The following is a 16111-nucleotide window of genomic DNA, read 5'->3' as shown; positions in this document are numbered from 1 at the left end:
CCGGCCGGGCCCGCGCGGTCGACACCCGTCCGGCGTGGCCCACGTGTCTCAGCCGAGCATGACGCCCTTCGGCCGATCGGGTTCTCCGATCGTATACTCGTGTGCACCGACGAGCGGGGCGCCTTCGTCGAACCGGCTGGCGCGGAACGGATGGAGGTCGACGACGCGGGGCGTCCCGTCCGTGATCCACTCGGCGACCGCCCGGCCCACAGCCGGCGCGGTCTTGAACGACGATCCGTTGTCTCCGGTACAGAACCACAACCCCGCGAGGCGCGGGTGACGGTCGATCACCGGCTTGCCGTCCTCGGTCAGCGTGATGGCGCCGGCCCAGCCGCCCCGCATCGGGGCGTCGGCCATCCCGGGGATGCGCCGGATCATGCGCCCGCGGGCCCGCCACGTGTAGTCGCCGTCCACCCCCTCGCTCCACCCATCGAGGTCGCTGATCTCCTGCCGCTGCGAGATACCGACGAGCGTGGAGAAGAAGTTCGGACCTTCCGGCCGTAGCCACATCTCGTACGCGCCGTCGATGCACACCGGGTGCGGCGTCTCAATGGCCGGCGGTCGGCGGAACACGGCCACCTGGGTACGCATCGGCTGCAACGTCGCGCGAACACCGAGGCCGCGCAACATCGGCACCGTCCACGCGCCCCCGGCCACCACCGCCGCCGGCGCAGCGATCGCCCCACCGCTCGTGTCCACACCCACGACGCGGTCGCCGGACGTCCGCACCGCCGTCACCTCAGTGCCGAGCCGGACGTCCGCGCCCAGCTCGCGGGCCCGCGCCAGGAACCCGTGGGTCGTCGCGACCGGATCGGCACACCCCGACTCCGGCTCGTAGGCGGCCGCCGCGACATCGTCCACGTACCACCACGGCACGATGGCGCGCAGATCCTCGCGCTCCAGGAGCGCCGTCTCGACGCCGAGCCCGCGCAGCATGGCGACGTTCGCGCGGAGCTTCGCGTCGTCGGCGGGGGCCACGAACCGCACCATTCCGGTTTTCGCGAAGCCCGCGGACCCGGCGCCCACGACGTCGCCCCAATGCTGAAAGTACTCCAGGCTCGCGAACGCGAGCCGCGCCTCCGGCTCGTTCGTGTAGTGCATGCGCACGAGCGCGCCCGACTTGCCGGTGGCGCCCGCGGCCGGCCACCGACGCTCGCAGAGCACCACGCGCGTGACGCCGCGCGCCGCGAGGTGGAACGCCACGCTGGCGCCGACCACGCCTCCCCCGACAACAACCACGTCCGCCGTCGATGTCATGTGCGCCTCCTCACCACCCGATCGCGTACGACAATCGGCGCGGATCCGCGCCGCCGGCGAGGACGCCCTCGGCCGGGTCGCGGACGATCCCGCACACCGAGCCGGCCTGCGGGGTCCACTCGGGCCACCCCGTGACACGGTGCCCGCGCCGCGCGAGACCGTGCACGGCGTCGGCGGGCACCCGCCCCTCCACGCACAACTTACCGGGTTCGTAGGCGTGCGGGTGGCTACTCAAGGGAAAGCTGTACGTCGCCAGCCGCGGCGCCTCGATCGCTTGCTGCACGTCAAGCCCGTAGTCCAGCACGTTCAAGAGAAACTGCACCATCGCCTGCGGCTGCACGTCGAGGCCCGGGGTGCCATAGGCCATCACGACGTGTCCATCCCGCAGCACGAGTCCGGGGTTCGGTGTGAGGCGCGGGCGTTTGCCGGGCGCGAGGCAGCTCGGATGCCGGACATCATCCCACGACTGCGAACCGCGCGGCGAGATGATCAGTCCAAGCCCCGGCACCACCGGCGCGCCGAACACCGGATCGCTCGGGGTGGCGGAGAACGCATTGCCGTCGGCGTCCATCACACAGACGTAGCTCGTGTCGGGAGGCGCCGGTCCCCGCACCGGCACAGGATGCGGCGCGCGTCCGGCCTCGATCCCGCCGGCCTCGTGACGCCACGCGTCGCCGGCCTCGGGCAGCCCAGGCGCGGCGGCGTCGGCGTCGATGCGGGCTCGCCAGTCGGCCGCATAGGCCTTGGACAGCAAGCCCTTCATCGGCACGCGCACGAACTCCGGATCGCCGTAGTACGCGTGCCGGTCGGCGAACGCCGCCTTGAGCGCCTCGACGACGAGGTGCAGCACCGGCGCACTGTTCCGGGGCATCGACGCGATGTCGTAGCCTTCGAGCACGTTCAGCGCTTCGAGCACGACCGGCCCCTGGCACCATGGGCCGCAGGCGTACACCTCGTGCCCGCGGTACGTCGTCGAGTACGCCGGCTCCCGCCGCACCCGAAACCCCGCGAGGTCCGCCGTGGTCACGAACCCGCCCTGCGCCTGCGAGAACGCGGCCATCGCGCGGGCGACGTCGCCGCGGTAGAACAGATCGCGCACGCGCTCGAGCCCCTCGTGCCGTCCCGGCGCGCCGCGTTCGGCGTCGACCAGCCGGTGCAGCGTCCGGGCGAGATCCGCCTGCACCAGACGCTCCCCGACGCGCGGCGGACGGCCGCGGCCGAGGAAGATCTCCCGCGACGACGGCCACGCGGCGATCTGCGGCGCGTGCTCCACGATGTTCGCCGCGAGGTGACGGTTCACGGGGACGCCTCGCTCGGCGAGCTCGATCGCGGGCGCCGCCACATCGGCAAACGCCATCGTCCCGTAGCGGTCGAGCGCCTCCACCCAGGCGTCGAGCGCGGCGGGCATGACGGACGTGAGGATGCCGCGAAACGTCGTCGCCTCGCGGCGGCGGAGGTCTTCGATCGTCGCCGCCCGAGGCCACCACCCGAGGCCGCTGATCGTGACCGTCTCCCCCGTCCGGGCCTGGTGCAGGATGATCGGCGCGACGCCGCCGAGGTTCGTCATGTCGGGCTGCACAACGTTGATGCAGAGACCCGCCGCGACGCCGGCGTCCACGACGTTCCCGCCGCGGTCGAGCATCCGCGCCGCCGCCGCGCTCGCGAGATAGTGGCCCGACGCCACCATGCAGCGCGTCCCCAGCACCGGCGGGCGGTAGGTCGAGAACGGAGCGAATTCCACCGGCATCATCGGTCACCTCACCTCGTACGTATGCGTACGGTGCTCACACGCGCGACCGGCCAGGCCGGCGACCGGGACCGGCTCACCCGTCGGTCTGGGCGAGCGCCCCGGCAAGTGCTTCCGCCGGGTGGAGCGCCCGCCGGCCGGTGCCGTGCGCGATCTGCTGGCGGCACGACGCCCCGGCGGCGACGACCACGGCGTCCGCGGGGGCGCCGCGCAGGGCCTTGAACAGCACGCGCTCTCCCATCGAGAGCGACACGTCGTAGTGTTCGCGCTCCACCCCGAACGATCCGGCCATGCCGCAGCATCCCGAGTCGATCGGCTCGACGCGCCAGCCCGGCACCGACGTCAACACGGCCACGGAGGGACCGATCCCTACCATGGCCTTCTGGTGGCAGTGGCCGTGGAGCAGGACGCGGCGCTCCTGCCGCGCGTACGGCAGGCGGGTCCCCGCGCTTTGGAGGGCGGCGAGGAACTCCTCGAACAGGTAGGTCTGCCGGGCGACCGCGTCCGCGGCCGCACCCGGCGCGAGGTCTGGGTACTCGTCCTTGAACGTCACCGCGCATGACGGCTCGAGCCCCACGATCGGGACGCCCTCGTCCGCGTACGGCCTCAGGCGCGCGACGTTGGCGTCGGCGAGCGCCCGCGCCTCCCGGAGCATCCCGTTCGAGATCATGGGCCGCCCACAGCACCGGGTCGGCGCGAGTTCGACGCGACAGCCGGCCGCCTCGAGCAACCGCACCGCACCCCGACCGATCGCAGGGTAGTAGAACTCGGTGAAGGTGTCCACGAGCAGCAGCACGCGGCGGCCCGCGGCGGGTGCCCCCGAGCCTGCGCGTTCCGCTGTCTTCCGCGCGCCCGAGGCGCGCCGGTGAGCCGCGAACCATTGGCTGAAGCGGTGGCGGGCGAACGCCGGCAGGCGGCGGCGGGCGTCGATCCCGAGCCCGCGGTCGAGGGCCCAGCGCACCGGGGCGCTCCGGAGCAGCCAGTTCGAGACCGGGGCCGTCGCGCACCCGAGCGGGCCCATCGCCGCGACCGAGCCGAACACACGCGCACGGAGCGGCAGCCCGTGCACGTCATAGTAGTGGGCGAGGACCTCGTGCTTCAGCTTGGCCATATCCACGTTGCTGGGACACTCGGCCTTGCAGGCTTTGCAGGCGATGCAGAGATCCATGACGTCGTAGAGCTCCCGGCCCGTGAGCGCATCCGCGGGCAACCGGCCGGAGATCGCCGCGCGCAGCGCATCGGCGCGACCGCGAGTGCTGTGCGCCTCCTCCAGCGTCACCATGTAGGACGGGCACATCGTCCCGCCGCGCTGCTTGCGACACGCCCCGACGCCGCTGCACAGCTCAACCGCGTTCGCGAATCCACCGTCTCGGCTGAAGTCCTGGATCGTTGCGGGCTCGACGGCGTGGTACGCAGGCCCGTAGCGGAGGGACTCCGTCATCGGCGCGACATCCACGATCTTGCCGGGGTTCATCAGTCCGTCGGGGTCGAACGCCGCCTTGACCTCCCGGAACGCTTGGTACAGCACCGGCCCGAACATCTTCGTCATGAACGCGCCGCGCGAGAGGCCGTCCCCGTGTTCCCCGCTCAGCGCGCCGCCGAACTCCAGCACCAGATCGCTGATCTCCTCGGCGATCTCACGCATCTCCTGAACGTCCCGAGCCTGTTTGAGGTCCAAAATCGGGCGCGTGTGGAGCAGCCCGACGCTGGCGTGCCCGTAGAACGACGCCTCCGTCCCGTGCCGCCGGACGATGTCGCGGAACCGCCGTGTGTACTCCGCGATCCGGTCCGGCCGCACCGCGCTGTCCTCCACAAACGCGACCGGCTTGCGGGCGGTCTTCATGCCGAGCAGGAGGCCCACGCCCGCCTCCCGCACCGCCCACAGGTTCGCCTGGGCGCCGGGGTCGACGATCCGGCGCATAGGGCCGCGGAATCCCGCACGGTGCATCCGCGCCTCGAGCGCATCGAGCTTCGGGACGAGCGCCTCCCGGCTCTCGCCGGCATACTCCACCGCGAGAATCGCACCAGGGTCGCCGTCGACGAAGGTCAGCCGGTGCCGGTGCTCACGCGCCTGACGCGCCATGTCCAGAATGAACTTGTCGGTCAGTTCGACTGCGGTGGGCTCGGTGTCGAGGATCTCGGACGTATACTCGAGCGCCGGCACGATGTCGTCGAACTGGAACACCGCCAGCACCGTCGCGGGAGGCCGCCGCGCCAAGCGAAGCGTCGCTTCCGTCACGACGCCGAGCGTGCCTTCGGATCCCACGAGCAGTTTCGCGAGGTTGACGGCTCCCCCAGCCGGGAACTCGTCCAGATTGTAACCGCCCACGCGGCGCTGAATCTTGGGGAACCGCCGGGCCACCTCGTCGCGCGTCGCCTCGACGATCCGGCCCACCGCGCGGTAGATCCGGCCCTCCGCGTCGCTCGCGTGAGCGCGCGAGGCCGCCTCGGCGGCCTCGACCCGCCCGAACGTGACCGCCGTGCCGCCGGCGAGCATCGCCCGCAACTCGAGGACCGTGTCGATCGTCTTTCCGTACACGATCGAGCGCGATCCCGAGGAGTTGTTCCCGATCATGCCGCCGATCGTCGCGCGGCTGCTCGTGGACGTCTCGGGTCCGAAGATGAGCCCGACCGGCGCCAGGGCCGCCAACAGCTCGTTCCGGACGACGCCGGGCTCGACCTTGGCCCACCCGGCCTCCGCGTCCACTTCGACGACGCGGTTCATGTACTTGGAGAAATCGAGCACCACCGCGCGCCCAACGGTCTGTCCGGCGAGGCTCGTCCCGCCCCCCCGCGGCAGCACCGGCACCTGCGCGGCGCGGGTCACTTCCAGAACCGCCTGCACGTCGTCGGCGTCGCGCGGGAGCACCGCGCCGAGGGGTTCGATCTCGTAGATGCTGGCGTCGGTGCTGTAGAGCACCCGGGAAACCGCGTCGAACCGGACCTCGCCGCGGATTCGTTGCCGCAGGTCGTGGGCGAGGTCTCGCCCCAGCGTCCGATCAGCCATGGGTGACACTGCCTCCGTGCCCGGCGTGATCGGTCCTCGGGCGCAAACACCGTCCGCCGTCCCGGTGGTCGGGAGGCGTACCGCGAGACCTCGACGCCCGCCGTCCCTGCGTCGTCAATGGTACAGAATCGGCGGTGGTCAGGTTAGCGCAGAACCATGTGCCCCGTGGCGTACAAGATGCCGAGCGCGACCAGCATGAAGGCCAGCAACATCGTTCCCACCTCCGTGTGCTGCGATGAGAGTGCGACCGTGAGTGCGTCTCAGGGTGCGGGTGCCCACTGCTGTTCGTCGCGCTCTTCTGCGTGCGGGATGCCGGCTCCTTCACGCGCGGCGCGACGCGCGCCGGCGGCGGGAGCAAGCCGGGCGCGTCGCTACGTGTCGACCACCGCGGCGAGCCCCACCGGCCTCTGCGTCCACCCGCCTGGGTCGCCGGCGCCGGGGCGGTCGACGGTGAGGTCGACCGCGATCCCGTCCCCGTCCCGGAGCGTCACGACCTGGCTGACTCCGTGGTCGACCGCTCCCTCGACCTGGACGTGCGCCCGTTCCGCGTTCCGAACGATCCGCGCGAGCTCCGCCGCATCGGGACAATGCACGGCGAACGACCGCAGCCCCGTCGCGTTGGGAGGCGGCGGAGCCGCGCCCGCGCTGCCCCAGACGTTCGTCCCCAAATGGTGATGATAGCCGCCCGCGGAAAAGAACAGGGCTCCCGGGTATCTCCGCAGCGTCACGTCGAACCCGAGCACGCCGCGGTAGAAAGCCTCCGCCCGATCGAGCGCGGAGACTCTGAGGTGCACGTGACCCACCCGCGTGTCCGGCGGTACCCCGTCCCACGGCGCGTCACCGTCGCGCCCCTCGGCGATGAGCGCATCCAGGTCGAGTGGCTCCGAGGTCATCATCACCTGCCCGTCGACGTGCGGCCACGCCTCGCGCGGCCGGTCGGCGTACAGTTCGACGCCGTTCCCTTCGGGGTCGCGTAGGTACAACGCCTCGCTGACGAGGTGGTCGGACGCGCCGTCCAGGCCGATCCCCCTGGCGATGAGGTGCCGCAGCACCCGCCCAAGCCACGCCCGGCTGGGCACCAGGATTGCCGTATGATACAGCCCCGTCGCCCGCCTCGGCGGGCGCGACGCGCCGGGCACGGGGGTCAGCCCGAACAGAAACGGGTACCGACCATCGGCCGAGAGGTGCACGGTGCCGTCGCGCTCGGTGAGCGCATGGCGGAGCCCAAGCACGCCGCGGTAGAATTCCAGCATCGCGCCCAGGTCGGCCACACCGAGACGAACGTGCCCGACCGACGCGCGCGGGTTGATGGCCACATCCGACATCGGGATCACCTCCCCGCCATGGTATCATAGGGGGCGTGATCCGGGTCGTATGCCCCTACTGTTCCTCTCCGGTGTTGCTCCTCGTCCCGACGGAGGAGGAGCAAACAGTCGACTGTCCGCAATGCCGGCGTTCCTTCGTGCCCGACGAAGAGGAGTGGGTCGATCCGGAGGACGAGTAGCGTCGCGCCGCCGTGGTCCGGCACGACGGGCGCGCCCGCGCGCGGTACCTCGCCGCATTTCCGCGACCGCTCGCCGCCACGATCGCGAAGCCCACGCCGTATAATAGTCCCACAGCACGTCCATGCGCCGGAGGGATCCGTGATGGCCGACGAACTCGCCGATCGCACGTGCGTTCCATGTTTGGGCGGAACACCACCGCTGACAGCGGATCAGATCGCCCCGCTCCTCGCCCAACTCGACGGCTGGCAGGTCGAGGCGAACAAGAAGCTCATCAAATCATACCGGTTCAAGAACTTCGTGCAGGCCGTCGACTTCGTCAACGCCGTCACGCCGGTCGCCGAGCGCGAGGGTCACCATCCGGATCTGTATGTCCGCTGGGGCGAGGTGCGCGTCTACCTGTGGACGCACAAGATCGACGGGTTGACCGAGAGCGATTTCTTCATGGCGGCCAAGATCGATCGCGCGGCGGCGGAGCGGACGTAGGACGTCGCCGGCACCTGACCGCGTGACGCCGGGCCGGGACGCCGCGGCGCGTCCCGGCCCGAAGCGTGCCGCGCCCGAACCACACCCCCCAACACCGCCTCGGTGATCACCTGGTCGCCTCGAAGCGTCACATTCCGGCCGCCGCGTCCCCGTCTTGCGACGAACACGACGGCCTGCACGGCGACGTCCGCCCCCGCCCGAGCGCGCGCGGCCGCGCAGCCCCGCTGCGATAAACGCGTACCCGCCTCCCATTGACGCCACGCGCCCAATCACCCGCTTCCGTCGGCCGCGCGGGTGGGCCCTCGGGCGAGGGAACCGCCATATTCCGACGACGGCCCGGAATCATCCCCATGAACGGCTGAACCTCAACCCATTCGGCGCGACCCTGAGGGTGAGAAGAATTAACGCCTTACACCGAGAGGGTCGCGACCATGACGTGTCCCGAGTGCGGTTCCACGGCCAAGCCCATCATCACGCTTGCGATTGCGCATTCACTCGACGCCAAGCCGATCTGGTGCCGGGAGTGCCACACTTACTTCGACTACCGACGCTGGCTGGCGAAGGACATCGCCCGCGGCACAACGCTCGCCATCGTGGTCGGGACCGAAGCGAGCGCCACAGAGCCGCGCCGGGACGTGAACGTCACGGTCCTGCTGAGGCATCACGATCCCTACGCGAGGCGGGTCGAACTCACCGTCACGAACGTCGACCTGAGCGCGGCGAGGTCGGCGGGCACCTTGTGGCGCCGCGGCACCCTGGTCGGCGCGCGCCGGTCCCGCTAGACCGCCGTCTCGCGAGGCCCGCCGGGGATGGCGCCGGCCGCACGGGCCCCCGCCTCTCGTCCGTTCATCGTTCCGCGCCGCGCTCGAGCCGGTTCCGCACCAACGCGAGGACCCGGTAGACGAGGTGCACGAACTTCCCGTAGGGTGCGGTCACGAACAGCGCCGCGACGATCCCCAGATGGATCACGAGGGTCAGGCCCATGACGTGGGTCGCCCGGAGCGCCAGCGTGAGCATGCCGGTCAGTGACGCGAGCCCGAGCGTGATCACGAACGCGTAGTCGATGGCGAGCGCCTCGCCGCCGGCCGGCCTCCGGTCGCTCCGCGCCTTCGCAACGAGCATCCCCGCGGTGCCGACGATGATCGCGAGCCCGCCAAACGTGCCGAGCACGACCGGCGCGCTGGCGAGCGGATATGGGGGCATTCGACCCAACAGATCTTGGTCGATCGCGGCGAGGGTCGTCGAGGCGAGCGCCGCGAGAAACCCGTAGAATACGAGCGCGTGGAGGGTGCCGCGCAGGGGCGAGGCTCGTTCCTCGGGATACGGACATCCCGGCCCGCCGCCGCGGAGCCAGCGCAGGGTCAGCGCTTCCCACACCGCGCCGCCCACCGCGCGGAGCGTCAGCGCCTCGGGGCGCCCCACCCCGATCTCACGCCAAAACCACAGGCCGCCGGCCGTCCAGACGCCGAGCCAGTAGCAGAGCGCGGCGACGCCCGGCAGCACGATCGCCCAATAGGCGACGACCTGATAGAATGCGCCGGGCCCCAAGTACGCGCCGAGCAACCGACCGGGACCGGCCAGCAGCACGGCGAGCCCCAGCACCACGACGATCGCCGCCGCGGCGACCGCCCACGTCGCCCGCGCACCGTGCAGCGCGCGCGCGAACGCCCGCGGCCACCCGTACCGCCGGTAGCCGTCCCGCCGCACCTCGGAGAGCACCTGCGGGATGTTCACGCCGAACTCGTGCGGCGGCGAGTACATGCACGCGTAGTAGCACGCGCGGCAGTCGTGGCACAGGTTGGCCAGGTACGTGATGTCGCCCCGGGTGAACGCCTGCCGCAACTCCATCGCGGGGAAGACCGCGCAGTACCCTTCGCAGTACCGGCACGCGTTGCAGACCACCAACTGGCGCTCGGCTTCCTGAAACAGGTCAGTGCCCGGCATGCGTCGCCGCCTCTCGGCCGGCCAGACGCCCGAAGACGCCGCCGATCGTCATGCCGAACCCGGCCAGGTAGCCGCTTGCCAGGATGTTTCCCGACATGATCTCTCCTGCCGCGTAGAGGTTGACGAACGGTTGCCCGTGGCGGTCGACCACGCGCGCCGTCTCGTCGACGCCCACTCCCATGTACGTGAAGGTGATGCCTGGGCGCAGCGGCAGGGCGGAGAACGGCGGCCGATCGAGCGGACGGGCCCAATTGCTCTTCGCGGGCCGGAGCCCGCGCGTCGCAAGCCCGTCCAGCACGTCCGCGCGAAACGCCGTGTTCCCCACGGTGGCACGGTTGTAGTCGTCCACCGTGCGCACGAGCGCGCCAGCATCGATCTGAAGACGCGCGGCCAGCGCCGCGACGGAGTCCGCCTGGACCGGCTTGTACAGCGGCGGCAGAAAGCACCCGATCGCCTTCGCATCGACGATGCTGTAGGCGATCTGTCCCGGCTGCGCGGCCACGCGGGCCCCCCACGTCGCGTACCGCTTCGGCCACAGGTCTTCGCCTTCGTCGGAAAATCGTTCGCCGACCCGGTTCACGACGATGCCGAACGGGATCGAATCCAGACGCGTCGCGATGCCCCCGTCGTACTTGGGCGCGCGGGCGTCGACGGCGATTGCATGGAACCCCTTGGGGTCCCCGACCTGCATCGCGCCCTTGTCCAGCAACACCGCGAGCATCGTCCCGTCGTTGTAGGGGGTGCCGCGGACGGCGAAGTTGTCCGCGGCGTCTCCCCAGTAGCGCCTGAGCCAATCGAGATTCGCCTCGAACCCGCCGGCCGCGACCACCACGGCGTGCCCGCGCACCAGCGTGCGCGACCCGCCGCAGTCCACGACCACCGCCTCGGCGCGGCGCCCCGCCATCCGAATGTCCGCGACGCTCGACTCGTAGCGTACCTCCACCCCGAGGCGTCGGCACGTTTCGTAGTACGTGTTGACGAGCGCCTTCCCGCCGCCGAGGAAGAACCGGTTCGTCCGGCTCAGCGACAGCGTGCCCCGCAGCGCCCGCTGCCACCCGACGCCGTGTGCCGTCATCCACGCGGGGAGGAGCTTGGACTCTCGAACGGCGAAGCGGGCCAGCGCCGCGTCGAGTTGCCCGCCGCCGACGTTGCGCAGGTCGTCGAGAAATTCGTCCTCGCCGTACTCGCCGGTGAGGTAGGCGTCGCCCGGGTCGTGGGCGCAGCGGACGTTCCGGGTGTGCCGGCTGTTTCCGCCGCGCATGTGACGGGGCGCCCGCTCCAGAATCAGCACCCGCGCCGCGGTGCGCCGAGCCGACAGCGCCGCGCTGAGCGCCGCGTGGCCGCCGCCGACCACGATCACGTCGTAGGACGCGCCGGCGTCACGCGGATCGGGGCCGTCGGACGCGACGCTCATGCGCTTCGCCGGATCTTCATCGTACCGGCATCATCCTTCCCGTCGCCGGCGACCCGCCGAGCCCAGCCCGCGCGACGTGCGCCGTCCCCCCAGGCCGTGGTGCAGTCGCCAGTCGACCCGCGGTTACTTCCGCCGGTCGTACGCGATAATGTGTTCCCACTCGGACGCGTCGGACCTCGCGACCACCGCCACGACGGGCTCGATCTCGCTGAGGTTGCGGACCTCGTGCGGTATGCCCGGCTCGATGAAAATGAAGTCGCCCGCGTCGTTGTCGACACTGAGGGAGCAGTTGGGGCCGTACTCGTGCCGGACCCGTCCTTGCAAGATGTAGAGCATCACTTCGAAATCAACGTGGATGTGGGCGTAGGCGACCCCGCCAGGCGGAATCGTGGCCACATTCATGGAGAGCTTCGTGGCCCCCACGTTCTTTGCGGACAGCCCCGTCTTGTACTGGATGTTGTTCCACGCCCGGTGCAACTTGCTCCCACGAACGGTCAGGATGCCGTCCCCGCCGTCCACAAACTGTTTCAAGTCCTCATCGACGGGTGCCATGGGAATCTCCTCTCAGCGTAGAGTGTCCCTCGGTAATTGACCCGGACCGCGGGAACCTCCTGCGCGGGGGCAGCGCCCGGCGCACGTGCGAACGGTGGGTACGTGATCCGCGCCCAGCGATCCGGTCGCTCGGTGCGCAGTGCACGCGCGTCTGGCGTGACCGGGCCGACTGCCGATTACGTCGGGAGGTCCGCGGCGGCGACCACCACGTTCTTGCCGATGCGTTTGGCGTGTGTGCGCGCGGCCTCCGCCCGAAGGAGCAACTCGTCGGCGGTCGACGCGTCGTCGGGAAGGCCGGCTACGCCCACCGAAACCGTGACCTGCCGATCGAGTTGGATGTTCGACACCGCGGGCATCCAGTTCTCCACGATCGTCCGCAGGCGTTCCGCCACCACGGACGCGGGGCGGGCCCGAATGTGCGGGAGCACGACGCCAAACACGTCCGTACCGAGCCGGCAGACGAGATCGACCTCGCGGACCGCCGACGCGAGCTGTTCGGCGATCCCGCGGATGACCGCGTCACCGCCGGTCGCGTCCAGCGAGGCGACGACAGCGTCGAACCCGTCCACGTCGACCACGAGCAGCGACACCGCATAGCCGTACCGGTGCGCCCGTCGGACCTCGCGATCGAGGTATTCCAAACAGTAAGCCCGCGTGTACAGACCGGTGAGGGCGTCGTTGACTTGCGCGCGCTCGAGGCTCAGCGCCAGTCGTTCCTGCTCTTCGCGCTGCAACGCAAGTTGTGTGGCAGTGACGCGCTGATACTCCACCATGGCCGCCTGGACGCTCAGCCCCATGCCCGCCGCCAGGTGTTTCGCCACGGCCTCGAACGAGGCGAGCGTAGGCCGCCCAACCGCCCAGCGATCGAGCTCGTCCCAGAGGACGTCCTGGAGCGCCAAGTACACCTTCACCGCGTCCGCCGCGGTCAGCCCCGCCTGGATATCCGCCTTCGTCTGCCCCGTCACCGCCTGCCGCAACTCTTCGTCATCGCGTTGGACGAGCCAGCGGGCCAGCGAGTGGAGATATGTCAGGCATGTGGCACGGAGCGACTCGCCCGACCGGGTTCCAAAGATGGGAATCGCGGTCAACCGGTCGGCCCACTCGCCGGAGATCCGGCCGGCGGCGGCGCTCAGGGCCTGAGAGAAGGTGCGCGATTCCTGCACGCTGACTCGGTTCGCAGTACGGGGACAGGCTCCTGCTTGGGCGCCGCCGTCCGTGTCGTCGAGGAATCGGAACCCTGCGACATGCGTCAGCGCCCGCGTACGCTGGAGACCCTCCCCCGCGAGCGAGGCTGGGCCGGCCGCGCCGAGCACGGTCGAGCCTGCGGCGGAGGAATCACCGCAACCGCAACGTAGCTTGACTTGAACCGGCACCGTCCGCGCAGGAGGCCGCCGGGTGAGGAGACCGTCGGTGGACACCGTCAACTGGGGAGTGCTAGGCGTCGCGAGAATCGCCACGATCGCGGTGATCCCCGCGCTGCGAGGCGCGCGGAACGCGCGCCTCGTGGCCATCGCCAGCCGCACGCTCTCCCGCGCGCAGGAGGCGGCGCAGCGCCTCGGCGTGCCGCGCGCGTACGGATCGTACGAGGCGTTGCTGGCCGATCGCGAGGTGCACGCGATCTACATCCCCCTCCCCAACACGCTGCACCGCGAGTGGACCCTGCGGTGCGCGGAGGCGGGCAAGCACGTGCTCTGCGAGAAACCGCTGGCCGTTTCCGCAGCCGACTGCGAGGCGATGGTCGACGGGTGCCAGCGCCGCGGCGTGACGCTGATGGAGGCGTTCATGTACCGGTTCCACCCGCGCACGCAGCGGGTCCTCGAGATCGCAGCCTCGGGGGCCCTCGGCGACCTCCGGCTCGTGCGGGCGTCGTTCACGTTCCAAGTGCAGACGCCTCGGGGCAACATCCGCTTCGATCCGGGCCTCGGCGGTGGCGCGCTCTTCGACGTGGGGTGCTACGCGGTCAACATCTGCCGCGCGGTCCTGGGGGCACCCACGGACGCCGTGGCGTTCGGCGCGCTCGGCCCAAGCGGCATCGACGAGGTAACCGGCGGCGTCCTCCGCTTCCACGACCGCCGCCTGGCGGTGATCGACTGCGGCCTGACGCTGCCCCGGCGGCAGGAGTACGAGATCGTCGGGACGGAGGGCATCCTCCGCGTTTCGGCACCAGACGCGTTCCTCCCGGGCGTCGCGGAGACGGAGTGTGTCCTCGAGCGGGGACGCGAGCGAGAGGTGACGCGGTTTCCCGGGGTCGACCAGTACCAGCGGATGGTCGAGCATTTCGGCGACGTCCTATCGGGCGCGACGCTCGCCCTGTCGCCGCAGGACGCCGTCGGCAACATCCGCGTGCTGTCGGCGCTCCACGCGTCGCTGCGAAGCGGGCGTCGGGAACCGGTCGCGTGACCGGCGCGGTGCTACCGCGGGGCGTCCGCCGTGCGGTGTTGCTCCATGATCGTCTTCCGTGCCGCCTGCGCCTTCCGTTGCGCTTCGTCACAGGTGCGCGCCGTGCCTCGACACGCCGGGAGGGCGGGCTCGACCGCGGCCCCACGACGGAGCGCCGCGGCCTCTAGCCGTCGCATGACCTTCCACTCGTATCCCCCGGCAGGACCCGTCCGCGTGATCGCGATGGCGTACACGTACCGTCCTTGGGACGCGGGCGCGGGCTCGGGACAGTCTCTCCTGACCATTCCGCGGGAACCTCCCCTGTCGACGTCACGGTGGCCTCTATGCACACCGATGCCCCGCGGAGACTGCTCCTAGACGGGCAGGCCGGAGCCAACGCTCCGCGAAGCGTGAACCGCAAGATGCCCTCCAGCGACACGGCACCGTCGACCTTGAAGCTCGGCGTCGCCGCCGACGATCTCACCGGCGCCTGCGCAACCGGCGCGCTGCTCGCCCGCCTGGGGCGGGTGGCCGTGCAGGTCTCGCCGGCCGCCGCCGCGTGGCCGACCGACATGCGCGTCGTCTCGACCAACACCCGGACGTGTGCTCCCGACGAGGCGCGGACACACTGTCGGGACGCGGCGCGGGATCTGCTCGCATGCCGCCCCGGCCTGGTCGCCGTCCGCATCGACTCGACGCTGCGCGGCCACATCGGCATCGCCGTCCGCGCGTTCCTGGACGCGCGGCCCTTCCGGGCGGCGGTGGTGGCGGCGGTCCCGATGCTGGGGCGCACCACGGTAGAAGGCCGGCACTATGTCGACGGGCGCCTCGTCGCGACCACCGAAGCGGGTGACGATGCGATTCCGCCGCCCGAGAGCTCGAGCGTACTCGCGCTGATGGAACATCAGACCGGCCTCCGTGTCGAACACGTGGCTTTGCCGGTCGTCCGCCGAGGACCCGGCGCCGTGCGCGACGCGTTCCTGATGCGCGCCGCCCGGATCGTGACGTTTGATGCCGAGACCGACGCCGACATCGCGGCGATCGCCGCCGGTCTCGCCGACCTCCCGGTGTTGCCCGTGGATCCGGGCCCGTTTACGGCCGCGCTGACCGCGCGGCGATTCCCCGGCCCCGGCCGGCCGACGCGGTGCCCCCACGCCGACCGCGTCCTTGTGCTGGCGGGCAGCCCCACCGCCCTCACCGCGTTACAGGTCGAGACGCTCGAGCGGACGCGGACGTGCGTGTGTGCCGTCCTCAGCGCCGAAGAGGCCCAACGTCCGGCACACCTCACGGAGGTGACGCGCGTGCTGTGCGACCACCTGGGCGCCCACCGCGTCGCGGGCGTCAAGGTCGTCGGTCGAACGCTCGCCCGACGGGACCGCGCCGTCGCGACCGCGCTCGCCGAGATCACGCAGGCGGTCCTCGACCGGTGCGACGCCGGCGTCATCATCTGCGGCGGCGACGTCGCCGCGGCGGTGTGCGACCGGCTGGCTGTCGGTAGCCTCGAGATCGCCCATGAGGTCTCCCCGTTCTGCGCGGCCGGGTACCTGGTCACCGGCCCGCACGCGCGGCGACCGGTCGTGACCAAGGGCGGGTTGGTGGGCACGTCAGACACCCTGATGCGGTGCGTCGACGCCCTGCTCGGAGACAACCGGTCACCGGCGGCGAAGCGGTAGCCGCCGAGGTTTCGACGCCGCGATGTCGCAGGGCAGAATCAAGACGCCAACCCGAATCGGGTTGGCGTCGCGGCCAACTTCGCACGACGGCGACGCACAGTCGATCGGGCCTGCTTGCGTGTCCGTTGGATCTCACGGCATCGCTCCCGC

13 protein-coding genes are annotated in these 16111 nt (G+C 71.0%); 4 read left to right on the top strand and 9 right to left on the bottom strand.

The annotated features are described in order from the left end of the window. Positions 1–48: 48 nt before the first annotated feature. From VKZ50_20540 to VKZ50_20525, 4 genes are all read right to left on the bottom strand, one after another. Positions 49–1257 carry an FAD-binding oxidoreductase gene (locus VKZ50_20540; GenBank protein HLJ62117.1) on the bottom strand — a complete coding sequence of 403 codons (1209 nt, stop codon included), beginning with the start codon at positions 1255–1257 and terminating at the stop codon, positions 49–51. A gap of 10 nt (positions 1258–1267) precedes the next feature. After that, positions 1268–3007, bottom strand: coding sequence for a gamma-glutamyltransferase family protein (locus tag VKZ50_20535; protein HLJ62116.1), 1740 nt, complete (start codon positions 3005–3007; stop codon positions 1268–1270). A gap of 73 nt (positions 3008–3080) precedes the next feature. Next, complete coding sequence (locus tag VKZ50_20530; GenBank protein HLJ62115.1) at positions 3081–6011, bottom strand: FAD-linked oxidase C-terminal domain-containing protein; 2931 nt, start codon at positions 6009–6011, stop codon at positions 3081–3083. Positions 6012–6382: 371 nt separating this feature from the next. Beyond that, positions 6383–7336: a VOC family protein gene (locus VKZ50_20525; protein ID HLJ62114.1), complete on the bottom strand. Its 954-nt coding sequence runs from the start codon at positions 7334–7336 to the stop codon at positions 6383–6385. Positions 7337–7657: 321 nt separating this feature from the next. Here VKZ50_20525 and VKZ50_20520 point away from each other — a divergent pair, with 321 nt between their 5' ends. Both VKZ50_20520 and VKZ50_20515 read left to right on the top strand, forming a co-directional pair. After that, positions 7658–7999: a 4a-hydroxytetrahydrobiopterin dehydratase gene (locus VKZ50_20520; protein HLJ62113.1), complete on the top strand. Its 342-nt coding sequence runs from the start codon at positions 7658–7660 to the stop codon at positions 7997–7999. Between the two features lie 431 nt (positions 8000–8430). Beyond that, entirely contained in the window at positions 8431–8781 is a 351-nt protein-coding gene (locus VKZ50_20515; protein HLJ62112.1) for a hypothetical protein, read from the top strand. Positions 8782–8845: 64 nt separating this feature from the next. Here the strand turns inward: VKZ50_20515 and tcuB are convergent, their stop codons facing one another. The 4 genes from tcuB to VKZ50_20495 all read right to left on the bottom strand — a co-directional run bounded on the left by tcuB (position 8846) and on the right by VKZ50_20495 (position 13222). Then, on the bottom strand, positions 8846–9943 hold the full coding sequence (gene tcuB / locus VKZ50_20510) for a tricarballylate utilization 4Fe-4S protein TcuB (GenBank protein ID HLJ62111.1): 1098 nt from the start codon (positions 9941–9943) through the stop codon (positions 8846–8848). Continuing rightward, positions 9930–11357 (bottom strand): FAD-dependent tricarballylate dehydrogenase TcuA, encoded by a 1428-nt coding sequence (tcuA, locus tag VKZ50_20505; GenBank protein HLJ62110.1) that lies wholly within the window; start codon positions 11355–11357, stop codon positions 9930–9932. The genes tcuB and tcuA overlap by 14 nt, the downstream gene beginning before the upstream one ends. 123 nt (positions 11358–11480) lie before the next feature. Then, positions 11481–11909 (bottom strand): cupin domain-containing protein, encoded by a 429-nt coding sequence (locus tag VKZ50_20500; protein ID HLJ62109.1) that lies wholly within the window; start codon positions 11907–11909, stop codon positions 11481–11483. A 176-nt stretch (positions 11910–12085) separates the two neighbouring features. Continuing rightward, positions 12086–13222 carry a GGDEF domain-containing protein gene (locus tag VKZ50_20495; protein ID HLJ62108.1) on the bottom strand — a complete coding sequence of 379 codons (1137 nt, stop codon included), beginning with the start codon at positions 13220–13222 and terminating at the stop codon, positions 12086–12088. Between the two features lie 82 nt (positions 13223–13304). Between VKZ50_20495 and VKZ50_20490 the strand changes: the two genes are divergently transcribed. Continuing rightward, entirely contained in the window at positions 13305–14309 is a 1005-nt protein-coding gene (locus VKZ50_20490; GenBank protein HLJ62107.1) for a Gfo/Idh/MocA family oxidoreductase, read from the top strand. A gap of 11 nt (positions 14310–14320) precedes the next feature. On the opposite strand, the gene VKZ50_20485 is transcribed toward VKZ50_20490, so the two are convergent. Further along, positions 14321–14593 (bottom strand): hypothetical protein, encoded by a 273-nt coding sequence (locus VKZ50_20485; GenBank protein HLJ62106.1) that lies wholly within the window; start codon positions 14591–14593, stop codon positions 14321–14323. A gap of 117 nt (positions 14594–14710) precedes the next feature. Between VKZ50_20485 and VKZ50_20480 the strand changes: the two genes are divergently transcribed. Further along, the gene (locus VKZ50_20480) at positions 14711–15961 is read left to right on the top strand and encodes a four-carbon acid sugar kinase family protein (GenBank protein ID HLJ62105.1); all 1251 of its coding nucleotides are present in this window, start codon (positions 14711–14713) and stop codon (positions 15959–15961) included. Positions 15962–16111: the final 150 nt, after the last annotated feature.

Source organism: bacterium (assembly GCA_035295165.1).
GTDB lineage: Bacteria > Sysuimicrobiota > Sysuimicrobiia > Sysuimicrobiales > Segetimicrobiaceae > JAJPIA01.
The sequence above is the reverse complement of the archived record's forward strand: the minus strand, read 5'-3'. Positions and strand labels throughout refer to the sequence as shown.

What these genes read in the sequence shown, in the direction of transcription:
- VKZ50_20540 (HLJ62117.1), bottom strand. Translation starts at nt 1,257, where the DNA reads ATGACATCGACGGCGGACGTGGTTGTTGTCGGGGGAGGCGTGGTCGGC.
- VKZ50_20535 (HLJ62116.1), bottom strand. Translation starts at nt 3,007, where the DNA reads ATGATGCCGGTGGAATTCGCTCCGTTCTCGACCTACCGCCCGCCGGTG.
- VKZ50_20530 (HLJ62115.1), bottom strand. Translation starts at nt 6,011, where the DNA reads ATGGCTGATCGGACGCTGGGGCGAGACCTCGCCCACGACCTGCGGCAA.
- VKZ50_20525 (HLJ62114.1), bottom strand. Translation starts at nt 7,336, where the DNA reads ATGTCGGATGTGGCCATCAACCCGCGCGCGTCGGTCGGGCACGTTCGT.
- VKZ50_20520 (HLJ62113.1), top strand. Translation starts at nt 7,658, where the DNA reads ATGGCCGACGAACTCGCCGATCGCACGTGCGTTCCATGTTTGGGCGGA.
- VKZ50_20515 (HLJ62112.1), top strand. Translation starts at nt 8,431, where the DNA reads ATGACGTGTCCCGAGTGCGGTTCCACGGCCAAGCCCATCATCACGCTT.
- tcuB (HLJ62111.1), bottom strand. Translation starts at nt 9,943, where the DNA reads ATGCCGGGCACTGACCTGTTTCAGGAAGCCGAGCGCCAGTTGGTGGTC.
- tcuA (HLJ62110.1), bottom strand. Translation starts at nt 11,357, where the DNA reads ATGAGCGTCGCGTCCGACGGCCCCGATCCGCGTGACGCCGGCGCGTCC.
- VKZ50_20500 (HLJ62109.1), bottom strand. Translation starts at nt 11,909, where the DNA reads ATGGCACCCGTCGATGAGGACTTGAAACAGTTTGTGGACGGCGGGGAC.
- VKZ50_20485 (HLJ62106.1), bottom strand. Translation starts at nt 14,593, where the DNA reads ATGGTCAGGAGAGACTGTCCCGAGCCCGCGCCCGCGTCCCAAGGACGG.
- VKZ50_20480 (HLJ62105.1), top strand. Translation starts at nt 14,711, where the DNA reads ATGCCCTCCAGCGACACGGCACCGTCGACCTTGAAGCTCGGCGTCGCC.